Genomic DNA, 16,964 nt, shown 5'->3' on the forward strand with positions numbered 1-16,964 from the left:
ATGTAGAAAGCGGTTGCTACGCGGTCGCGGTGCCGGTCGCGCGAACTGTGCTGTTCGAAACTTTCGAGGGGCCCTCGGGCGGGCCGGGGAGGCGGGCTCTCATGGTGCGTACGGGAAGCGTGGCCGGGCCGACGCTGGCGGTCGTCGCCCGTGCGGCGGGGGTCTCGGTGCCGACGGCGTCGAAGGTGGTCAACGGCCGGGAGGACGTGGCACCGGAGACCCGCCGCCGGGTCACCGAGGCGCTCGACCGGCTCGGCTACGTCCGCAGACCCCGCTTCGAGGCGGCAAAGCCGCCGGGGCTGGTCGACCTCGTGGTGCACTCGCTGGAGAGCTCCTGTTCGGGCGCGGTGCTGCACGGGGTGGAGGGCGCGGCGCACGACGCGGGCCTGGAGGTGGTCGTCTCGGTCGGCCTGCCCCGGACAGGGAGCGGGCGCCCGGAGCGCGACTGGCTGGACAAGCTCACCACGCGGGGCTCGGCGGGCGTGCTGTTCAACCTGGCCGAGCTCACCCCGTCCCAGTACGCCTGGCTGGAGCAGCACCGCATCCCGTTCGTGATGATCGACCCGGTGCTCGAACCGCCCCCCGGTGTCGTGTCGGTGGGCGCGGCCAACTGGCAGGGCGGAGTGCTGGCGACGGAACATCTCCTCTCCCTCGGCCACGAACGCATCGGTGTCATCGGCGGCTTCCGCCGCAGGATGTGGGGCGGCGCCCGGGTCGCCGGCTACCGCTCGGCCCTCGCCTCGGCCGGGATCGGACACCGCCCCGAGTACGTCCGTTACGGCGGCTTCAGCGAGACCGGCGCCCACCGACGCATGCGGGAACTCCTCGACCTCCCCGAGCCGCCCACCGCCGTCTTCGTCTGCTCCGACCGGATGGCCCTCGGCGCCTACCAGGCCCTGTCCGAGAGGGAGTTGAGCGTCCCGCACGACTTCAGCGTGGTCGGCTTCGACGACCTTCCCGAGTCGCGCTGGGCCACTCCGGCGCTCACCACCGTGCGCCAGCCGCTCTCCGAGATGGCCGCGACGGCGCTGCGTCTGCTCGTGCGGATGATGGCGGGCGAGCAGCCCGAGGGCACGCGTACGGAGTTGTCGACGCGTCTGGTGGAACGGGCGAGTACGGGGCCGGTACCGAGCCGCTGGAGAGCGGCCGAATCGCTCAGCGGGCGGCCGCCCAGGTGATGCCGCCGAGCAGATGCGCGCGGAAGCCGGGATCCTCGTACGCCTCCGCGGCGTGCCCGAGCGCGGTGTAGAAGACCCGTCCCGCGCCCTGGTCCCGGCACCAGACGAGGGGATGGTCCCGGCCCATGCCGCCGCCCTCGTACGAGGATTCGTCGGCGGAGGCGAGGACGCGGACCGCACCGCGCGGGTTGGCGCGGAAGTCGTACCACTCGTCGGTGAACTCCCAGACGGTCGGCAGGTGTGCGGTCGCGGGATGCCCGCGGTCCTCGACGACGGCCTTGCCCGGCTGGTACTCCGGGTGCCGGTCGAAGCGCGCGCCGAGGAGTTCGCCGTAGTACGGCCAGTCGTACTCGGTGCAGGCGGCGGCGTGCACTCCGACGAACCCGCCGCCGCCCTCGACGTACGCCGCGAGCCGGGTCCGTCCGGGCGGGGTCAGCACGTCCCCGCTCGTGGAGAGGAAGACGACCGCCGCGTACGGGTCGAGGGGCGCCTCGAAGGCGGCCGGGTCCTCGGTGGCGTCGACGTCGAAGCCGTGGCTCGCGCCCTGGGCGCGTACAGCGGCGACGGCGGCCGGGATGGAGTCGTGCCGGTAGTCGGTGGTGCGGGTGTAGACGAGAACGCGGGTGGTCATGGGCGCGAGCCTATGCCTGGGGATCGTCTCCGGCTGCGGGGCGGGGCACCGGGTCAGCGGCGGGGCGATCCATGCTCAACCCGAGGTACCCACCTCGTTGTTGGGCGCCCCGTCCCCCGTCGACGGCAGGTCACCCCGCTCCACGGGCGCCGTGGCCGTCCGAGCCGGCGGCAGGACGGCGGCGAGTTCGGTGTCGCTCGGGCGGTGGGCGGAGTGGAGAGCGGAGCGCAGGACGGCCCGCGTCACCTTCGCCGAGTCACCGCTCACTTTCAGCACATGGCCCTTCTCGACGAGCACGTACTCGTGCCGGCCCCCACCGGCGCGGTACCACGCGTCGCCGTCCCGCTCGCACACCGTCCGCTCGCCCGCCATACCGCCGACCGGCTGCTTCGGGCAGGACCGCGCCGTCATCGCGCCCCGCTCCACGGACAGTTGGATCTGGGCGCCGGTCTCCTGCGCCCAGTACACGCCGGAGTAGCCGTCGTCGCCGTACACGCCGACCGACTGCTGGGCGAGGGTGAAGCCGGGAGCCTTCGTGACGTACACGAGTTCCGGTGCGATCTGCAACGCACGTGCGCGTGCGTCGAGTTCGGCCCGGCTCGGCACGGCGACCGACGCCGACGAGTCCGCCCCGGTCCTCGCCCCCGCCTTCCCCGTCCCGCACCCCGCGAGCAGTACGGGAAGCAGCAGCACCACCGGGAGCAACAGCACGCGCACAGGTCGGATCATGGCGCCCATCCTGCCGCACAGGTGTTCCACAGGTCTGCCCCATCTCCCTCATCTGCCTCAGTACAGATACGCGTCAGTGCACGGCGATGAAGACGCCCACCGCGAGGAAGACCGCCGCCGCGAACGCCATGAGAACCACCGGTCCCGTCATGTGTCGCCACATCCTCACCCTGGCCCGCTGCGGGTTGTGCGGCGGATAGATCACGGGCACGGTCAGCCCGGTGGCGAGCCCCATTCCGGATCCGCGCATCCGCGGCTTGAACTCCACTCGGTGGCCACGGTGGTCCAGGAACTCGATGACCGGCACCCATTCCGGCCCGTCCTCACTGTGGACGCGGACGTTGTCGACCACGACGCCGTGGGTGTGGAGCCCGTGACGGCGCAGCCGGCGCATCTGGACGCCTTCCGAGAGCGCGCAGCCGAGGAGGAGCACGCCGGCTCCCCCGCACAGGACGCCCCCGAGTGTGCCTGCCATGCCTTCGCCTTCCCTCCGCACCGGTAACCCGTACTCGATCTGTCCCGGCCACCGGAGACGTGCTCCTTCGTGAGTCCGGTTCCCGTCGCTCCGCCCGCGGAGGGACTCTGTCTGCGGAGGAACTCTGTCCGATTCGTTCAAGACCCGCTTCCCGCGCCCTGCCTACGGTGTCCCCATGACTCCACGATTCGCCGTGATCGGCCTGGTCGCCTCCGACATGGCCGCCACGCTCGCCTTCTACCGCCGCCTCGGGCTCGTCTTCCCCGAGGGCGCCGAGGACCAGCCGCACGTCGAGGCCGAACTGCCCGGCGGGCTGCGGCTGGCGATCGACACCGAGGACACGATCCGGTCGTTCCACCCGGGGTGGCGACCACCGGCCGACGGGGGCGGCCGGGTCTCGCTCGCCTTCGGCTGTGACAGTCCCGCGCAGGTCGACTCCGTCTACGAGGACCTGGTAGGCGCCGGGTACCACGGCGAGCTCAAGCCGTGGGACGCCTTCTGGGGGATGCGGTACGCGGTCGCGCTCGACCCGGACGGCAATGGCGTCGACCTGTTCGCGCCGCTACCCGCGCCCGAGTAGTTCCCCCAGCGGCATGCCCGCCAACTCCCGTACGTCCCGGGCCAGATGGGCCTGGTCGGCGAAGCCGGAGCGGGCCGCCGTCTCCGCGAAGGGGACCCCTGCGCGGGCGAGGGCGAGCGCCCGTTGCAGACGCAGGACGCGGGCGAGGGTCTTGGGGCCGTAGCCGAACGCGGTCAGTGAGCGGCGGTGCAACTGGCGTGCGCTCAGGCCGAGTCGGTCGGCCGTCGCCGCGATCGACCGGCCCGAGTCCAGGGCCGTCACCACCTCCCGCAGCAGCGGGTCGGGGGGATCGGTGCCAGCCGCCAGGTCCAGTGCCACCTGCTCCAGCGCGGTCACCGGGTCGGCGGCCGCGGCGACCCGCGCGGTGCGGCGCCGGACCTCCGAGGCCGGCCACAGGTCCGCCAAGTCGACGCGCAGATCGCGCAGTTCATGGGCGGGTACGCCGAGGAACGTCGGCCCCGTGCCGGGGTAGAAACGGACGCCCGCCCAGTGCCCGGCCGCGCCCTCGGGAACGTACGCCCGGGTGTCGGGCCCGGCGACGGACAGCCGCCCCCCGTGCCAGAGCAGGTCCATACAGCCGTCGGGAAGCACGGACCCCACCGTGGAACGGGACGTTCCACGGGACCACACGACGGCGCCCGCCAACCGGGAAGGCCGCTCCACGTACATGTACGTCAGGCTACGCCGCCCGCGTCCGGTGCTCCTGCGGGCTCACCCCGTACACCCGTTTGAAGGCGCTGGACAGGGCGAACGCGCTGCCGTAGCCGACGTGGCGGGCGATCGCCTCAAGGGTGTCGTCCGTCTCGCGCAGCCGGTCGGCGGCCAGGGCGAGGCGCCAGCCGGTGAGGTACGTCATCGGGGGCTCGCCCACGAGTTCGCTGAAGCGGCGGGCCAGCGCGGCCCGGGACACCCCGGCTTTCGCTGCGAGCGTCGCCACCGTCCAGGGGTGTGCCGGGTCGTCCTGGACGAACCGCAGCACCCGGCCGACGACGGGGTCCGCGAGCGCCCGGTACCAGGCCGGGGCGGCGGCCTCCGGACGGGAGAACCAGGCGCGCAGCGCGGCGATCATGAGGAGGTCGAGGAGCCGGTCCAGGACCACCTCCTGGCCGGGCTCGTCACGGACGATCTCCTCGGTGAGGATCGCGGTGAGCGGGCAGTCCCACACGTCCTGGGTGAGGGAGAGCAGCGGCGGCAGGGCGTCGAGCAGTCTGCCGTTGATCTCGCCCCGCATCATGTAGGTCCCGATCAGCAGCACCGTGGAGCCGTCGAGCCGGTCGCCCCAGGTGCGGACGTCCAGGTCCCACTGGCCCTTCAGGGACCGCCCGTCGGGGTAGGCGCACTCGCCGCCCGGCAGGATCACCGCCTGCGGCGGGGTCCCCGGTTCGTCCACGCACGTGTACGGGTCAGGGCCGCGGGCGATCGCGAGGTCACCGGCCCGCAGGAACACGCGCTCCCCCGCGTCCGGCACGACCCAGGCCTCGCCGCGCACCACGAGCATGATCGTGAGGGGGGCGCGGTCCTCGACGCGCACGCACCAGGGCGGGTCGAAGCACGCACGGATCATGAAGGCACCGCGTGCCCGGGGGCCCTCCAGCAGACCGGCGAGTGCGTCCATGGCGTCAGCGTAGACGTCCCTGGGGAAGGGACGTAGACGTCCGCTTATGGGAATGAGTCCCTCGGCGATGGGAGCCCTGCGCGAGCGGCGATTCACTGACGGTATGACGCGGAACAGGGCACGAGAAGAGCACGTACGGGACATGACGGTGCTGGTGACGGGCGCCACGGGGCGTACCGGACGGCGGGTGGCCGAGGCCGCGCGGGCGGCGGGGCTGAGGGTGCGGGCCGCGTCCCGTGCGGCGGGGTTCGACTGGACGGACCGGTCGACGTGGGCGGACACCCTGCGGGGTGCCGACGCGGCGTATCTCGTCCACCCCACGGACGTCGGCTCGCCCGACGCGGCCGAGATGATCGGGGGTCTGGCACGGGAGGCGGTCGGGCTGGGGGTGCGGCGGCTGGTGCTGCTGTCCTCGCGGGGTGAGGAGCGGGCGCGGCCGGCCGAGGAGGCGCTACGGGCGTCGGGCGCCGACTGGACGGTCGTACGGGCCGCGTGGTTCGCGCAGAACTTCAGCGAGGGGCCGTTGGTGGAGGGGCTGCTCCGCGGGGAACTGGTGTTTCCCGCCGGTGAGGTGCGAGAGCCGTTCATCGATGTGCGGGACATCGCGGACGTCGTGGTGGCCGTGCTCACGGGGGGCGACCGGTACGCCGGGCAGGAGCTCGCCGTCTCCGGGCCCCGGCTGCTGAGTTTTCGGGAGGCGGTGGGGGAGATCGCGGCGGCGACGGGGGGTGAGCTGACGTATCTCCCGGTGACGGCGCGCCAGTACGGCGATCGGCTGGCCGGGTTCGGGGTGCCGGCGGAGGAGGCCGAGTTCCTCGTCGAGCTCTTCGAGAGCCTGCTCGACGGGCGCAACTCCTACCTGTCGGAGGGCGTGCGGGAGGTTCTGGGGCGGGAGCCGCGGGACTTCGCAGAATTCGCTCGGGAGGCGGCGGGCGCGGGGGCCTGGAAGGGGTGAGGCTCCGCCCGCAGCGTGCTATTCGTCGACGCAGTGGTCGTCGTCGTTGCTCTTGCGGGGGTGGTGGGTGCTCTTGACGTGGGTGCGGAGGCGGGAGGTCACGTCCTCCGGGGGGAGGAAGCGGGACCAGCGTTCCGGGAACTCGGAGGGCATGTCCGGGTCGTCGGGGTCGGGGTCGGCGGCGCGGTGGGCGGCGGCGCGGGCTACGTACTCGGCGGCCTGCTCCTGACGCAGGCGCTCGTTCGCGGCGCGGGCCGCGGCCGTGGCGGCGGCGGGCCAGACCCGGTCGATGGCCGCGTTGACGGCGGCGCCGACGAGGACGGCGAACGCGGACACACCGATCCACAGCAGGACGGCCACGGGGGCGGCGAGTGAGCCGTAGATCGTCGGGCCCTCGACCGTGCTGGTCAGGTAGATACGGAGCAGGAAGCTGCCGAAGACCCACATGGCGAGGGCGACCAGGGCGCCGGGCACGTCCTCCACCCAGGGTGAGCGGACGGGCACGGACACGTGGTACAGCGTGGTCAGGAAGACGACCGACAGCACGATGACGACAGGCCAGTACAGGACCTGTACGAGAGTCGCCGACCACGGCACGATCTGCACCACCGCGTCCGGGCCCGCGACCATCAGCGGCAGCGCGATCGAGCCGATCAGCAGCGCCACGATGAACAACAGGAACGACATCACGCGGGTCGCCACGATCCCCCGGGTGCCGTCGAGGCCGTACATCACGGTGATGGTGTCGACGAAGACGTTCACCGCGCGTGAGCCCGACCACAGGGCGAAGAGGAAGCCGAGGGAGATGATGTCGGGCCTGCCGCCCTTCATCACGTCGTGAAGGATCGGTTCGGCGATCTGGTGGACGCCCTTGTCCGTGAGGACCGTGCGGGAGGCCTCCATGATGTTGGACTCCAGGCTCGCGATCGAGTGCGCGCCGGTCCAGTCGTCCACGTACCCGAGCAGCCCGATGAGGCTCAGTAGCAGGGGCGGCACGGACAGGAGTGTGAAGAAGGCGGCCTCGGCCGCCAGCCCCAGGATCCGGTACTCCATGCAGGAGTTGACGGTGTCCTTGAGCAGCAGCCAGGCGGTCCTTCGCTTCGACACGTTCCTGTACAGCGCGCGAGCGCGGTGAAAGCGGCCCACGGGAGACCGTTCAGGTGTTTCTTTTGCCTGGTGCACGTCCTTACCGTATCCGTATGGCAGCCAGCACCCACACCGTGACCAACCAGGCTCCGCCCCTGGTCGGATATGACGTCTTTGCCGCCGACCGGGCCCTCGTGGAGGCGGTCGAGCGGCACCTTGATCCAGGACTTCTCGACGAGGCACGCGAGGAGCTGTCGCTGCTCGGGCGTACGACGGGCTCCGCGCAGGTGCAGGAGTGGGGGGTGCTGGCCAACGAGAATCCGCCGAAGCTGCGCACCCACGACCGCTACGGCAACCGCGTCGACGAGGTCGATTTCCATCCCGCCTGGCACCGACTGCTCGGCAAGGGGGTCTCGGCGGGGCTGACGGCGGCCTGGAGCCGTCCCGGCGGTCACCTCAGGCGCGCGGCCGGCTTCGTCGTGTGGTCGCAGGCCGAGGCGGGCCACGGCTGCCCGCTGTCGATGACCCACGCGGCGGTGCCCGCCCTGCGCACCGACCCGGCTCTCGCCGCCCTCTGGGAACCGCTGCTCACGTCCACCGTCTACGACCAGGGGCTGCGGCCCGCCTCCCAGAAGGCCGGTGTGCTCTTCGGGATGGGCATGACGGAGAAGCAGGGCGGCAGTGACGTACGGGCGAACAGGACCGAGGCGCGGCCGCTCGCCGAGGACGGGACCTACGAGCTGACCGGGCACAAGTGGTTCTGTTCGGCGCCGATGTCGGACGGGTTCCTGGTGCTGGCGCAGGCGCCGGGCGGGCTCACCTGTTTTCTGGTGCCGAGGGTGCTGGAGGACGGGACCCACAACGTGTTCCGCATCCAGCGGCTCAAGGACAAGCTCGGCAACAAGTCGAACGCGTCGAGCGAGGTCGAGTTCGACGGGACCTGGGCCCGCCGGGTCGGGGACGAGGGGCGCGGGGTGCGCACCATCATCGAGATGGTCGCGGTGACCCGGCTGGACTGTGTGCTCGGCGCCGCCGCCGTCATGCGGCAGGCCGTGGCGCAGGCCGTGCACCACTGCACCTACCGGGAGGCCTTCGGCGGCAAGCTGATCGACAAGCCGCTGATGCGCAATGTGCTGGCGGACCTGGCGCTGGAGTCGGAGGCGGCGACGACGCTGGCGATGCGTCTGGCGGCGGCGTACGACGACGGCGGCGAGGACGAGCGGGCCTTCCTGCGGCTCGCGGTGCCGGCCGCCAAGTACTGGGTGACCAAGCGCTGCACCCCGGTGGCGGTGGAGGCACTGGAGTGCCTGGGCGGCAACGGGTACGTCGAGGAGTCCGGCATGCCGAGGCTGCTGCGCGAGTCGCCGCTCAACTCCATCTGGGAGGGAGCGGGCAATGTGCAGGCCCTCGACCTGCTGCGCGCGATCCAGCGGGAGCCGCAGGCGCTGAACGCGTTCCTGCAGGAGGTGGGCCGGGCCCGCGGCGCCGACCACCGGCTCGACGGCGCGATCAAGAACCTGCTGGGCGAACTCGCCGACCTGGACGGTATCGAGGGTCGCGGGCGCAGGCTCGCGGAGCGTGTCGCGCTGGTGCTGCAGGGGTCGCTGCTGGTGCGGTACGCGCCGCCGGAGGTCGCCGACGCGTTCTGCGCCTCACGGCTGGGCGGCGACTGGGGCTCGGCGTTCGGCACCCTGCCGCACAGTCTCGATCTGGCCACGGTGGTGGAACGGGCCCGACCGGTTTCCTGAGCCGTGTCCTGAGGTGTGTCCTGAGCCGGTCTCCGTACCGGGCGCGGGGGTGGTGCTGCGCCGACACGGCACCACCCCCGCTCTCTGGCCCCGTTGTGAGGAGCGCGAACGCCGCATAGGCGGCGTTGCTCAAGTTTCCGACCCCGTACGGCTGTTCGCCAGGGTTGCAGGGGGTTGCAACTTTTCCGGCCTCTGTGGCCGGACTGTGCCCCTCCGTCGGCGCCGAGCGGCACTATAAGAACAGCAGTCAGTACGTGCCCGGGCGACCGTGGCCGAAAAGGGCCGGGCAGTGGTGGGCCACAGGTGCCCCGAACCCGTCGGTCCGTCCGTCCGGGAAGGATGGGGAGGATTCCGTGGCGCACTCGCCGATCGACGTGACGCGGCTCGCCGCCCTGGACGCCGCCCAGGCGGCCCGTGTCCTGCGCGAGGTGCGCGACGCGACGCTCTCCGGACAGCCCGCCCGCCTCGCGCCACGCCCGGTGATCGAGCAGTCCTGGGAGCGCATGCTGCGCGGCGGGGTCGACCCCGACCACGACTTCCGGGCCGGGCTACTGGTCCGTGACGAGGTCGAGCGGCGGCGCCAGACCTCACAGCTGCGGCACGTCCTGCCGGTACTGCGCGAGGGCCTGCTCTCGGTCGCGGACGTCGCGCACCACATCATGGTGGTCGCGGACGCGGAGGGCCGGGTGCTGTGGCGGGAGGGCAGCGCGTCCGTGCTGCGCAAGGCCGACGGGTTCGGCTTCGAACTCGGGGCGGACTGGCGCGAGGGCGTGGTCGGTACGAACGGTGTGGGCACCCCGCTGGTCGCCCGGCGCCCCGTCCAGGTCTTCTCCGCCGAGCACTTCGTGCGTACCCACCACTCGTGGACCTGCACCGGCGCCCCGATCACCGACCCGCGCGACGGCAGTCTGATCGGCGTCGTGGACGTGAGCGGGCCGCTGGACACCCTGCACCCGGCGACACTCGCCCTGGTCGGCTCGGTGGCCAAACTCGCCGAGGCGCGCCTGCGCGAGCTGCACCTGACCTCGCTGGAGGGGCTGCGCGCGGTGGCGGCGCCGGTGCTCGCCCGGCTCGGCGGGCGCGCCCTCGCCGTGGACCAGGACGGCTGGACGGCCGCGGTCACCGGGATGCCGTACACCGCACGGCTCGCGCTGCCCAAGGCGCTCGCTCCCGGGCGGAGTTGGCTGCCGACGCTCGGGCTGTGCGTGGTGGAGCCGCTGCCCGGCGGCTGGCTGCTGCGGGCCGCCGACGAGCCGGGGCCCCGGGGGGCCGCGCGGATCGTCCTGGACCTGGCGCACCCGCGCCGCTCCTCGGTGACCGTCTCGTCCGAAGCGGGCTCCTGGTGCCACGAACTGAGCCCCCGGCATGCCGAGTTGCTGTACCTGCTGGCCGTCCGGCCCGCCGGGCGCAGCGCCTCGGGGCTCGCCGACGACCTGTTCGACGACCCCGGTCGTACGGTGACGGTGCGGGCCGAGATGTCGCGCGTACGGCGGTATCTCGGGGCCTTTCTGGAACACCGGCCGTATCGATTCTGCGAGAGCGCGGAGGTCGAGTTGGTGCTCCCGGAGGACCCCCGGGACCTGCTCCCCCACTCGACGGCGCCGGCGGTGCGCAGGGCGCGGAAACCCGGGCCCCCTTGTACCGCACCAGGGCCCGACGCGTCACCCGACCGGCCGAATATGCCCCCTGCGAGAGGCAAGGAGCGTATTTCGGGACCGTCTTCCGGGGTCCTTGACCAGGCACGTGGCTCTCTGACGTAGCATCCCTCCACAGGCCACCCCACCCGTCTCTCCGTCAACGTTCTGATCATGAGAGGCAGTTGGCCTTCCTCGGGAGGACGCATGAAGCACCGCGGCAGGCACCGTCGCAGGCGAAGGGGACAGGCGCTGCGCGCCACCCTGGCCGGAACCGCCCTCGCGCTCACCGCGGCCGCCACGCTGATCAGCACCTCCCAGGCCACGGGCAGCAACAGTCCGGGCGCGCTGACCCCGCTCACCTCGGCCGCCGAGACCAGCAGGCTCCAACTGCACGAGAACCTGGTCGCCGGGGACACGCTCAGCACGCTCAGCCGGAACATGGGCGGGAACGTCGGGGTCGCCGGCGTGTTGGCGAGCGCCGACCACGCGATGCGCGACGAGGCCGACTGCTCCGGGACCGAGCGGGCCGCGCTGCCGCTCGAACCGGTCGCGACCCGCGCGTACTGCTGGGCCTCGGACGACGCGCGGACCCAGCAGTGGGCGCCCGCCTCCGTCACCACCTCCGGTGACGCCGACCAGGACGGCCGGTGGGGCGACCGGCGGGTCATCCTGGCGGGCTGGAACCACGACGACCGGGCCGCGGGCGCCTCCGCCACCGACCGGGGTCTGGCCCGGGTCGCCTTCATCGACGCGAGCGACCCGGCGGCCCTCAGGTACCGCTGGGTGCTGCTGGTCGCGCCGCGCGACGGCGGCAGGGACTTCGGCGCGGTCCGTTCCCGGCTGGGCGGCATGGTCTGGTACCAGGGCAAGCTGATCGTCACCGCGCAGAACGGCGCGGGGCAGGACGACTCCCTGCTCGTCTTCGACCTGCACCACCTCCTGAAGGCGGGCGTGGACAGCGGGGCGATCGGCAAGGTGCGGGGCGGCTACTCCGCGCACGGCTACCGGTACGTGCTGCCGGCCATCGGCTCGTACAGCCCGGCGGGCGGCACGTGCGGCTCGGGCGAGGCCCGGGCGAACCCCTGTTTCGGTTCCTTGTCGCTGGACCGCACCTCGACGCCGGACAGCCTGGTCGCCACCGAGGCCGCGCCGGCCGACGGCACGGAGCGGACCCGGATCTGGCGGTACTCGTACAGCACCGCCGTCGGCCGGGCGGGGTTGCTCGGCAGCGACTCCCTGGGGCGGGTCGACGCGCGCGAGGCCTACACGACCAAGGCCGCCGGGCTGTCCGGTGTCCTCTCCTACACGCCGGCCGGGGCGCGCAGGGCCGACTGGTACGTCGGCCACACACCCGCCAGCGGTGGCCGGCACGGCACGCTGTGGCGCCAGAGCGGGCACAGCGCCGAGGCGGTGCAGTGCACCGGGGACCGGTCCTACGCCTGCTGGGGTCAGCACACCGCGTCCCTGTCCTACTGGCAGGAGACCGGCGAACTGTGGAGCCTCACCGGCGCCGACCCGGACACGACACCGGAGCGCGTCCTGTACGCGGTCCCTTTGACCGCGGTGAACAAGTCCCTGGGGTAGAGGCCCCGAGGGGCTCCGCCCCCCGTTCGGCCCGAACAGCCTCGTCCTCAAACGCCGGACGGGCTGGAAGTCTTCAGGGCCGCGGGGAACTGCGCGACCGGCCCCCACCGGGCGGCAGCCGAAGAACCTCGGGCGTACGGGAGATCCGGAGCGCAGCCCCGACCCCAGGGGCGCGGGGAACTGCACGACCAGCCCCCGCCGGGCCCGCGGCCGAAGAACCTCGGGCGTGCGGGAAATCCGGAGCGCAGCCCCGACCCCAGGGGCGCGGGGAACTGCACGACCAGCCCCCACCGGGCCCGCGGCCGAAGAACCTCGGGCGTGCAGGAGATCCGGAGCGCAGCCCCGACCCCAGGGGCGCGGGGAACTGCACGACCAGCCCCCACCGGGCCCGCGGCCGAAGAACACATCCCAGCGTCCGGGGACGCGGCCCCGCTTTGGAGCGCGGCGCGGCCCCGTGGTTCCCTGGCCTCCATGAGCAACGTCACTGTGACCACCTGGTCCCTGGAGCAGACCGCGTCGAGCGACCTGCTCCCCGCGATCACGCCCGACGGCGACGTCCGGATCGCGCGCTCCGAAGTCCCCTCGCCCGAGTTCAACCGCTTCCTGTACGCCTCCGTGGGCGGAGACATCCGCTGGACCGACCGCCTGAGCTGGACGTACGCGCAGTGGCAGGAGGTCCTGGACCGCCCCGGCGTGGAGACCTGGGTCGCCTACGACCGGGGAACGCCCGCGGGCTATGTCGAGCTGGACCCGCAGGACGACGGCGTGGTCGAGATCATGTACTTCGGGCTGATACCCGCCTTCCGGGGCCGCAGGATCGGCGGGCACCTGCTCTCGTACGGGGTGGCGCGCGCCTGGGACCTGGCGGAGCGCTGGCCGGGGCGGCCCGAGACGAAGCGTGTCTGGCTGCATACATGCAGCAAGGACGGGGAGCACGCGATGGACAACTATCTGCGCCGCGGCTTCAAGCTCTTCGACACCAAGGTGGAGGAGGAGGCGGAGGTCGACGCTCCCGGGCCCTGGCCCGGCGCACGAGCGATCTGACCCGCCGCGGGCCGGCCCTCGGCCCGTAATCGGGCGGTCACCGGGCCGCCTGATCGTCCCTTCCTGCCCAGCCGTGTGACCGACAACACCTTTGTCTCGCCATTCGGGACAAGGGTGTCCACATGATGGATGACGGTGGACTGGCCCGAGATCCGCGTGACACGCTTCCGTCATGTCTGGAACTGGAATTGCCTTGGTGAGTCGGCGGCACGTCGACCTCGGCCGCATGTCCAGCGCCATCTGTCCGGCGAGCTGACAGCCCCGGCTCAGCCGACATTCTCCCTTTTGCCTCCTTCTGCGCAATGACGCGCGCGTACTTTCCGTATGCGCCCATATGCGCAGTTGAGAGCCGCTCTCCTTCCTGTCCCGCAGTCCCGAAGGACGTATCAACCATGGCCGCCACCCCGCAGAATCCCGCCGCCGCGCCCCGCCGCAAGGTGAGTCGTCACCGCGGCGAGGGTCAGTGGGCCGTGGGTCACTTCACCCCGCTCAACGGAAACGAACAGTTCAAGAAGGACGACGACGGTCTCAATGTGCGGACACGCATTGAGACGATCTACTCGAAGCGCGGCTTCGACTCGATCGACCCCAACGACCTTCGTGGACGTATGCGCTGGTGGGGGCTTTACACCCAGCGCAAGCCCGGAATCGACGGCGGCAAGACGGCGATCCTGGAGCCGGAGGAGCTGGACGACAAGTACTTCATGCTGCGCGTCCGCATCGACGGCGGCCGGCTGACCACCGACCAGCTGCGCGTCATCGGCGAGATCTCGCAGGAGTTCGCGCGCGGCACCGCCGATCTCACCGACCGCCAGAACGTGCAGTACCACTGGATCCGTATCGAGGACGTCCCCGAGATCTGGAACCGGCTCGAAGCCGTCGGGCTGTCCACCACCGAGGCCTGCGGTGACACGCCTCGCGTCATCCTCGGCTCGCCCGTCGCCGGCATCGCCGAGGACGAGATCATCGACGGCTCCCCGGCCATCGACGAGATCCACCGCCGGATCATCGGCAACAAGGACTTCTCGAACCTGCCCCGCAAGTTCAAGTCCGCGATCTCCGGCTCGCCGCTGCTCGACGTGGCGCACGAGATCAACGACGTCGCCTTCGTCGGCGTGAACCACCCGGAGCACGGCCCCGGCTTCGACCTCTGGGTCGGCGGCGGCCTCTCCACCAACCCGAAGATCGGCCAGCGCCTCGGCGCCTGGGTCCCGCTGGACGAGGTCCCGGACGTCTACGAGGGCGTCATCTCGATCTTCCGCGACTACGGCTACCGGCGCCTGCGCACCCGCGCCCGTCTGAAGTTCCTGGTCGCCGACTGGGGCGTGGAGAAGTTCCGCCAGATCCTGGAGGACGAGTACCTCGAGCGGAAGCTCGTCGACGGCCCGGCCCCCGAGCAGCCGGTCGCCCGCTGGCGCGACCACGTCGGGGTGCACCGCCAGCAGGACGGCCGCTTCTACGTCGGCTTCGCGCCGCGCGTCGGCCGCGTGGACGGCACCACCCTCACGAAGATCGCCGAGCTGGCCGCGGCACACGGCTCGGGCCGGCTGCGCACCACGGTCGAGCAGAAGATGATCGTGCTCGACGTGACGGAGGACCAGATCGACTCGCTGGTGGAGGGCCTCGAAGCCCTCGACCTGACCGTCAGGCCCTCCACCTTCCGGCGCGGCACGATGGCCTGCACCGGCATCGAGTACTGCAAGCTCGCGATCGTCGAGACCAAGGCGCGCGGTGCTTCCCTGATCGACGAACTCGAGCGCCGCATCCCCGAGTTCGAAGAGCCCATCACCATCAACATCAACGGCTGCCCGAACGCCTGCGCCCGTATCCAGGTCGCGGACATCGGTCTCAAGGGCCAGCTGGTCCTGAACGACCAGGGCGAGCAGGTCGAGGGCTACCAGGTGCACCTGGGCGGCGCGCTCGGCCTGGAGGCCGGCTTCGGCCGCAAGGTCCGTGGTCTGAAGGTCACCTCGGACGAGCTGCCCGACTACATCGAGCGGGTCCTCAAGCGCTTCCAGGCGGAGCGCGAGGACGACGAGCGCTTCGCCACCTGGGCCGCCCGTGCGAGCGAGGAGTCGCTGTCATGAGCGAGCGAGCGGCTCCCTTCTACTGCCCCTACTGCGGCGACGAAGACCTCCGTCCGAGCGAGCAGGGCCACGGCGCGTGGGAATGCGCGGCGTGCAACCGAGCCTTCCAGTTGAAGTTCCTCGGGCTGCTCGCCCGTGGGGTTCAGCGCAACGAAGGCGGAGGGGACGACATATGACGACGGTTCAGAAAGACCAGGAAGACCGTACGGCCGAGGACCTGAAGCGCCTCGCCGAGCAGGCGGGGCGCGACCTCGAGGACGCCTCGGCCCTGGAGATCCTCCAGTGGGCCGTCGAGACCTTCGGCAAGACGTTCTGCGTGACCTCCTCCATGGAGGACGCGGTCGTCGCCCACCTCGCCTCCCGCGCTCAGCCGGGCGACAGCCCGGTCGACGTGGTCTTCCTCGACACCGGCTACCACTTCCCCGAGACCATCGGCACCCGGGACGCGGTCGAGGCCGTGATGGACGTCAACGTCATCACCCTCACCCCGCGCCAGAGCGTCGCCGAGCAGGACGCCGAGTACGGCCCCAAGCTGCACGACCGCGACCCCGACCTGTGCTGCGCCCTGCGCAAGGTCAAGCCTCTGGAAGAGGGCCTGACCAGGTACGACGCCTGGGCGACCGGACTGCGCCGCGACGAGTCCCCGACCCGGGCGAACACCCCGGTCGTCGGCTGGGACGAGAAGCGGCAGAAGGTCAAGATCTCGCCGATCGCCCGCTGGACGCAGGACGACGTGGACGCGTACGTCGCGGAGCACGGCGTCCTCACCAACCCGCTGCTGATGGACGGCTACGCCTCCGTCGGCTGCGCGCCCTGCACCCGCCGTGTGCTGGAGGGCGAGGACGCCCGCGCCGGCCGCTGGGCGGGACGGTCCAAGACCGAGTGCGGGCTGCACGGATGACCACGACCACCCAGATCTCCCAGGAGCAGCAAGTGACGACCGGAGCCACCATCTGGCTCACGGGTCTGCCGAGCGCCGGCAAGACCACCATCGCGTACGAGCTGGCCGGCCGGCTGCGCGACGAGGGCCACCGTGTCGAGGTGCTCGACGGCGACGAGATCCGCGAGTTCCTCTCGTCCGGCCTCGGCTTCTCGCGCGAGGACCGCGACACGAACGTGCAGCGGATCGGTTTCCTCGCCGAGCTGCTCTCCCGCAACGGCGTCAAGGCGCTCGTCCCGGTGATCGCGCCGTACGCCGACAGCCGCGAGGCGGTCCGGAGGCGTCACCAGACCGGCGGGACCCCGTATCTGGAGGTGCACGTGGCGACGCCGGTCGAGGTCTGCTCCGTGCGCGATGTGAAGGGGCTGTACGCCAAGCAGGCCGCGGGGGAGATCTCGGGGCTGACCGGCGTCGACGACCCCTACGAGGAGCCCGCGTCGCCCGATCTGCGCATCGAGTCGCACACCCAGTCCGTGCAGGAGTCCGCGGCCGCGCTCCATGCGCTGCTCACCGAAAGGGGTCTCGCATGACGACCGTCGCCAGTGTCTCCGAGGAGACGGACAGCAGCCCGTACGCGCTCTCGCACTTGGATGCCCTGGAGTCGGAGGCCGTCCACATCTTCCGTGAGGTCGCGGGCGAGTTCGAACGGCCGGTGATCCTCTTCTCCGGCGGCAA

The 16,964-nt window shown here is 71.8% G+C and carries 18 protein-coding genes and 1 pseudogene; 13 read left to right on the forward strand and 6 right to left on the reverse strand.

The window, feature by feature from the left end:
• Window positions 1-101: 101 nt before the first annotated feature.
• Window positions 102-1,178, forward strand: a complete 1,077-nt coding sequence (locus tag ACZ7M2_RS17590) for a LacI family DNA-binding transcriptional regulator (RefSeq protein ID WP_471595985.1) — start codon at window positions 102-104, stop codon at window positions 1,176-1,178.
• Here the strand turns inward: ACZ7M2_RS17590 and ACZ7M2_RS17595 are convergent.
• From ACZ7M2_RS17595 to ACZ7M2_RS17605, 3 genes are all read right to left on the reverse strand, one after another.
• Window positions 1,156-1,809 carry a ThuA domain-containing protein gene (locus ACZ7M2_RS17595; RefSeq protein WP_471595986.1) on the reverse strand — a complete coding sequence of 218 codons (654 nt, stop codon included), beginning with the start codon at window positions 1,807-1,809 and terminating at the stop codon, window positions 1,156-1,158. The genes ACZ7M2_RS17590 and ACZ7M2_RS17595 overlap by 23 nt on opposite strands.
• 75 nt (window positions 1,810-1,884) lie before the next feature.
• Window positions 1,885-2,538: a hypothetical protein gene (locus ACZ7M2_RS17600; protein ID WP_471595987.1), complete on the reverse strand. Its 654-nt coding sequence runs from the start codon at window positions 2,536-2,538 to the stop codon at window positions 1,885-1,887.
• A gap of 73 nt (window positions 2,539-2,611) precedes the next feature.
• On the reverse strand, window positions 2,612-3,013 hold the full coding sequence (locus ACZ7M2_RS17605; protein ID WP_471595988.1) for a DUF3592 domain-containing protein: 402 nt from the start codon (window positions 3,011-3,013) through the stop codon (window positions 2,612-2,614).
• A 175-nt stretch (window positions 3,014-3,188) separates the two neighbouring features.
• Between ACZ7M2_RS17605 and ACZ7M2_RS17610 the strand changes: the two genes are divergently transcribed.
• Window positions 3,189-3,593, forward strand: coding sequence for a VOC family protein (locus ACZ7M2_RS17610; protein ID WP_471595989.1), 405 nt, complete (start codon window positions 3,189-3,191; stop codon window positions 3,591-3,593).
• Here the strand turns inward: ACZ7M2_RS17610 and ACZ7M2_RS17615 are convergent.
• Window positions 3,576-4,262, reverse strand: coding sequence for a helix-turn-helix domain-containing protein (locus ACZ7M2_RS17615; RefSeq protein ID WP_471595990.1), 687 nt, complete (start codon window positions 4,260-4,262; stop codon window positions 3,576-3,578). The two genes, ACZ7M2_RS17610 and ACZ7M2_RS17615, sit on opposite strands and share 18 nt — an antisense overlap.
• A 10-nt stretch (window positions 4,263-4,272) precedes the next feature.
• Entirely contained in the window at window positions 4,273-5,208 is a 936-nt protein-coding gene (locus ACZ7M2_RS17620; protein ID WP_471595991.1) for an AraC family transcriptional regulator, read from the reverse strand.
• Window positions 5,209-5,311: 103 nt separating this feature from the next.
• Here ACZ7M2_RS17620 and ACZ7M2_RS17625 point away from each other — a divergent pair, with 103 nt between their 5' ends.
• On the forward strand, window positions 5,312-6,163 hold the full coding sequence (locus ACZ7M2_RS17625; protein ID WP_471595992.1) for an NAD(P)H-binding protein: 852 nt from the start codon (window positions 5,312-5,314) through the stop codon (window positions 6,161-6,163).
• Between the two features lie 18 nt (window positions 6,164-6,181).
• Here ACZ7M2_RS17625 and ACZ7M2_RS17630 read toward each other — a convergent pair whose 3' ends face one another.
• Complete coding sequence (locus ACZ7M2_RS17630) at window positions 6,182-7,345, reverse strand: YihY/virulence factor BrkB family protein (protein WP_352052699.1); 1,164 nt, start codon at window positions 7,343-7,345, stop codon at window positions 6,182-6,184.
• Window positions 7,346-7,362: 17 nt separating this feature from the next.
• Between ACZ7M2_RS17630 and ACZ7M2_RS17635 the strand changes: the two genes are divergently transcribed.
• The 10 genes and pseudogenes from ACZ7M2_RS17635 to ACZ7M2_RS17680 all read left to right on the forward strand — a co-directional run.
• Complete coding sequence (locus tag ACZ7M2_RS17635) at window positions 7,363-8,997, forward strand: acyl-CoA dehydrogenase family protein (protein WP_352052698.1); 1,635 nt, start codon at window positions 7,363-7,365, stop codon at window positions 8,995-8,997.
• Window positions 8,998-9,350: 353 nt separating this feature from the next.
• Entirely contained in the window at window positions 9,351-10,757 is a 1,407-nt protein-coding gene (locus ACZ7M2_RS17640) for a GAF domain-containing protein (RefSeq protein WP_471595993.1), read from the forward strand.
• 81 nt (window positions 10,758-10,838) lie between these two features.
• Window positions 10,839-12,218, forward strand: a complete 1,380-nt coding sequence (locus ACZ7M2_RS17645; protein WP_471595994.1) for a hypothetical protein — start codon at window positions 10,839-10,841, stop codon at window positions 12,216-12,218.
• A 471-nt stretch (window positions 12,219-12,689) separates the two neighbouring features.
• Window positions 12,690-13,262: a GNAT family N-acetyltransferase gene (locus ACZ7M2_RS17650; RefSeq protein ID WP_471595995.1), complete on the forward strand. Its 573-nt coding sequence runs from the start codon at window positions 12,690-12,692 to the stop codon at window positions 13,260-13,262.
• Window positions 13,263-13,434: 172 nt separating this feature from the next.
• Complete coding sequence (locus tag ACZ7M2_RS17655; RefSeq protein ID WP_309486338.1) at window positions 13,435-13,518, forward strand: putative leader peptide; 84 nt, start codon at window positions 13,435-13,437, stop codon at window positions 13,516-13,518.
• A 136-nt stretch (window positions 13,519-13,654) separates the two neighbouring features.
• The gene (locus ACZ7M2_RS17660; RefSeq protein ID WP_352052694.1) at window positions 13,655-15,349 is read left to right on the forward strand and encodes a nitrite/sulfite reductase; all 1,695 of its coding nucleotides are present in this window, start codon (window positions 13,655-13,657) and stop codon (window positions 15,347-15,349) included.
• Window positions 15,346-15,525 carry a hypothetical protein gene (locus tag ACZ7M2_RS17665; RefSeq protein ID WP_352052693.1) on the forward strand — a complete coding sequence of 60 codons (180 nt, stop codon included), beginning with the start codon at window positions 15,346-15,348 and terminating at the stop codon, window positions 15,523-15,525. Before ACZ7M2_RS17660 ends, ACZ7M2_RS17665 begins: the two co-directional genes overlap by 4 nt.
• On the forward strand, window positions 15,522-16,250 hold the full coding sequence (locus ACZ7M2_RS17670) for a phosphoadenylyl-sulfate reductase (RefSeq protein ID WP_471595996.1): 729 nt from the start codon (window positions 15,522-15,524) through the stop codon (window positions 16,248-16,250). Before ACZ7M2_RS17665 ends, ACZ7M2_RS17670 begins: the two co-directional genes overlap by 4 nt.
• The gene (cysC, locus tag ACZ7M2_RS17675) at window positions 16,247-16,819 is read left to right on the forward strand and encodes an adenylyl-sulfate kinase (RefSeq protein WP_471595997.1); all 573 of its coding nucleotides are present in this window, start codon (window positions 16,247-16,249) and stop codon (window positions 16,817-16,819) included. Before ACZ7M2_RS17670 ends, cysC begins: the two co-directional genes overlap by 4 nt.
• A pseudogene (locus tag ACZ7M2_RS17680) lies at window positions 16,816-16,964 on the forward strand (sulfate adenylyltransferase subunit CysD); the annotation flags it as partial. The gene cysC and the pseudogene ACZ7M2_RS17680, both read left to right, overlap by 4 nt.

The organism is Streptomyces sp. NPDC111507, assembly GCF_055638955.1.

What these genes read in the sequence shown, in the direction of transcription:
- ACZ7M2_RS17620 (WP_471595991.1), bottom strand. Translation starts at nt 5,208, where the DNA reads ATGGACGCACTCGCCGGTCTGCTGGAGGGCCCCCGGGCACGCGGTGCC.
- ACZ7M2_RS17605 (WP_471595988.1), bottom strand. Translation starts at nt 3,013, where the DNA reads ATGGCAGGCACACTCGGGGGCGTCCTGTGCGGGGGAGCCGGCGTGCTC.
- ACZ7M2_RS17665 (WP_352052693.1), top strand. Translation starts at nt 15,346, where the DNA reads ATGAGCGAGCGAGCGGCTCCCTTCTACTGCCCCTACTGCGGCGACGAA.
- ACZ7M2_RS17670 (WP_471595996.1), top strand. Translation starts at nt 15,522, where the DNA reads ATGACGACGGTTCAGAAAGACCAGGAAGACCGTACGGCCGAGGACCTG.
- ACZ7M2_RS17600 (WP_471595987.1), bottom strand. Translation starts at nt 2,538, where the DNA reads ATGATCCGACCTGTGCGCGTGCTGTTGCTCCCGGTGGTGCTGCTGCTT.
- ACZ7M2_RS17610 (WP_471595989.1), top strand. Translation starts at nt 3,189, where the DNA reads ATGACTCCACGATTCGCCGTGATCGGCCTGGTCGCCTCCGACATGGCC.
- ACZ7M2_RS17595 (WP_471595986.1), bottom strand. Translation starts at nt 1,809, where the DNA reads ATGACCACCCGCGTTCTCGTCTACACCCGCACCACCGACTACCGGCAC.
- ACZ7M2_RS17635 (WP_352052698.1), top strand. Translation starts at nt 7,363, where the DNA reads ATGGCAGCCAGCACCCACACCGTGACCAACCAGGCTCCGCCCCTGGTC.
- ACZ7M2_RS17655 (WP_309486338.1), top strand. Translation starts at nt 13,435, where the DNA reads ATGTCTGGAACTGGAATTGCCTTGGTGAGTCGGCGGCACGTCGACCTC.
- cysC (WP_471595997.1), top strand. Translation starts at nt 16,247, where the DNA reads ATGACCACGACCACCCAGATCTCCCAGGAGCAGCAAGTGACGACCGGA.
- ACZ7M2_RS17590 (WP_471595985.1), top strand. Translation starts at nt 102, where the DNA reads ATGGTGCGTACGGGAAGCGTGGCCGGGCCGACGCTGGCGGTCGTCGCC.
- ACZ7M2_RS17645 (WP_471595994.1), top strand. Translation starts at nt 10,839, where the DNA reads ATGAAGCACCGCGGCAGGCACCGTCGCAGGCGAAGGGGACAGGCGCTG.
- ACZ7M2_RS17650 (WP_471595995.1), top strand. Translation starts at nt 12,690, where the DNA reads ATGAGCAACGTCACTGTGACCACCTGGTCCCTGGAGCAGACCGCGTCG.
- ACZ7M2_RS17625 (WP_471595992.1), top strand. Translation starts at nt 5,312, where the DNA reads ATGACGCGGAACAGGGCACGAGAAGAGCACGTACGGGACATGACGGTG.
- ACZ7M2_RS17615 (WP_471595990.1), bottom strand. Translation starts at nt 4,262, where the DNA reads ATGTACGTGGAGCGGCCTTCCCGGTTGGCGGGCGCCGTCGTGTGGTCC.
- ACZ7M2_RS17660 (WP_352052694.1), top strand. Translation starts at nt 13,655, where the DNA reads ATGGCCGCCACCCCGCAGAATCCCGCCGCCGCGCCCCGCCGCAAGGTG.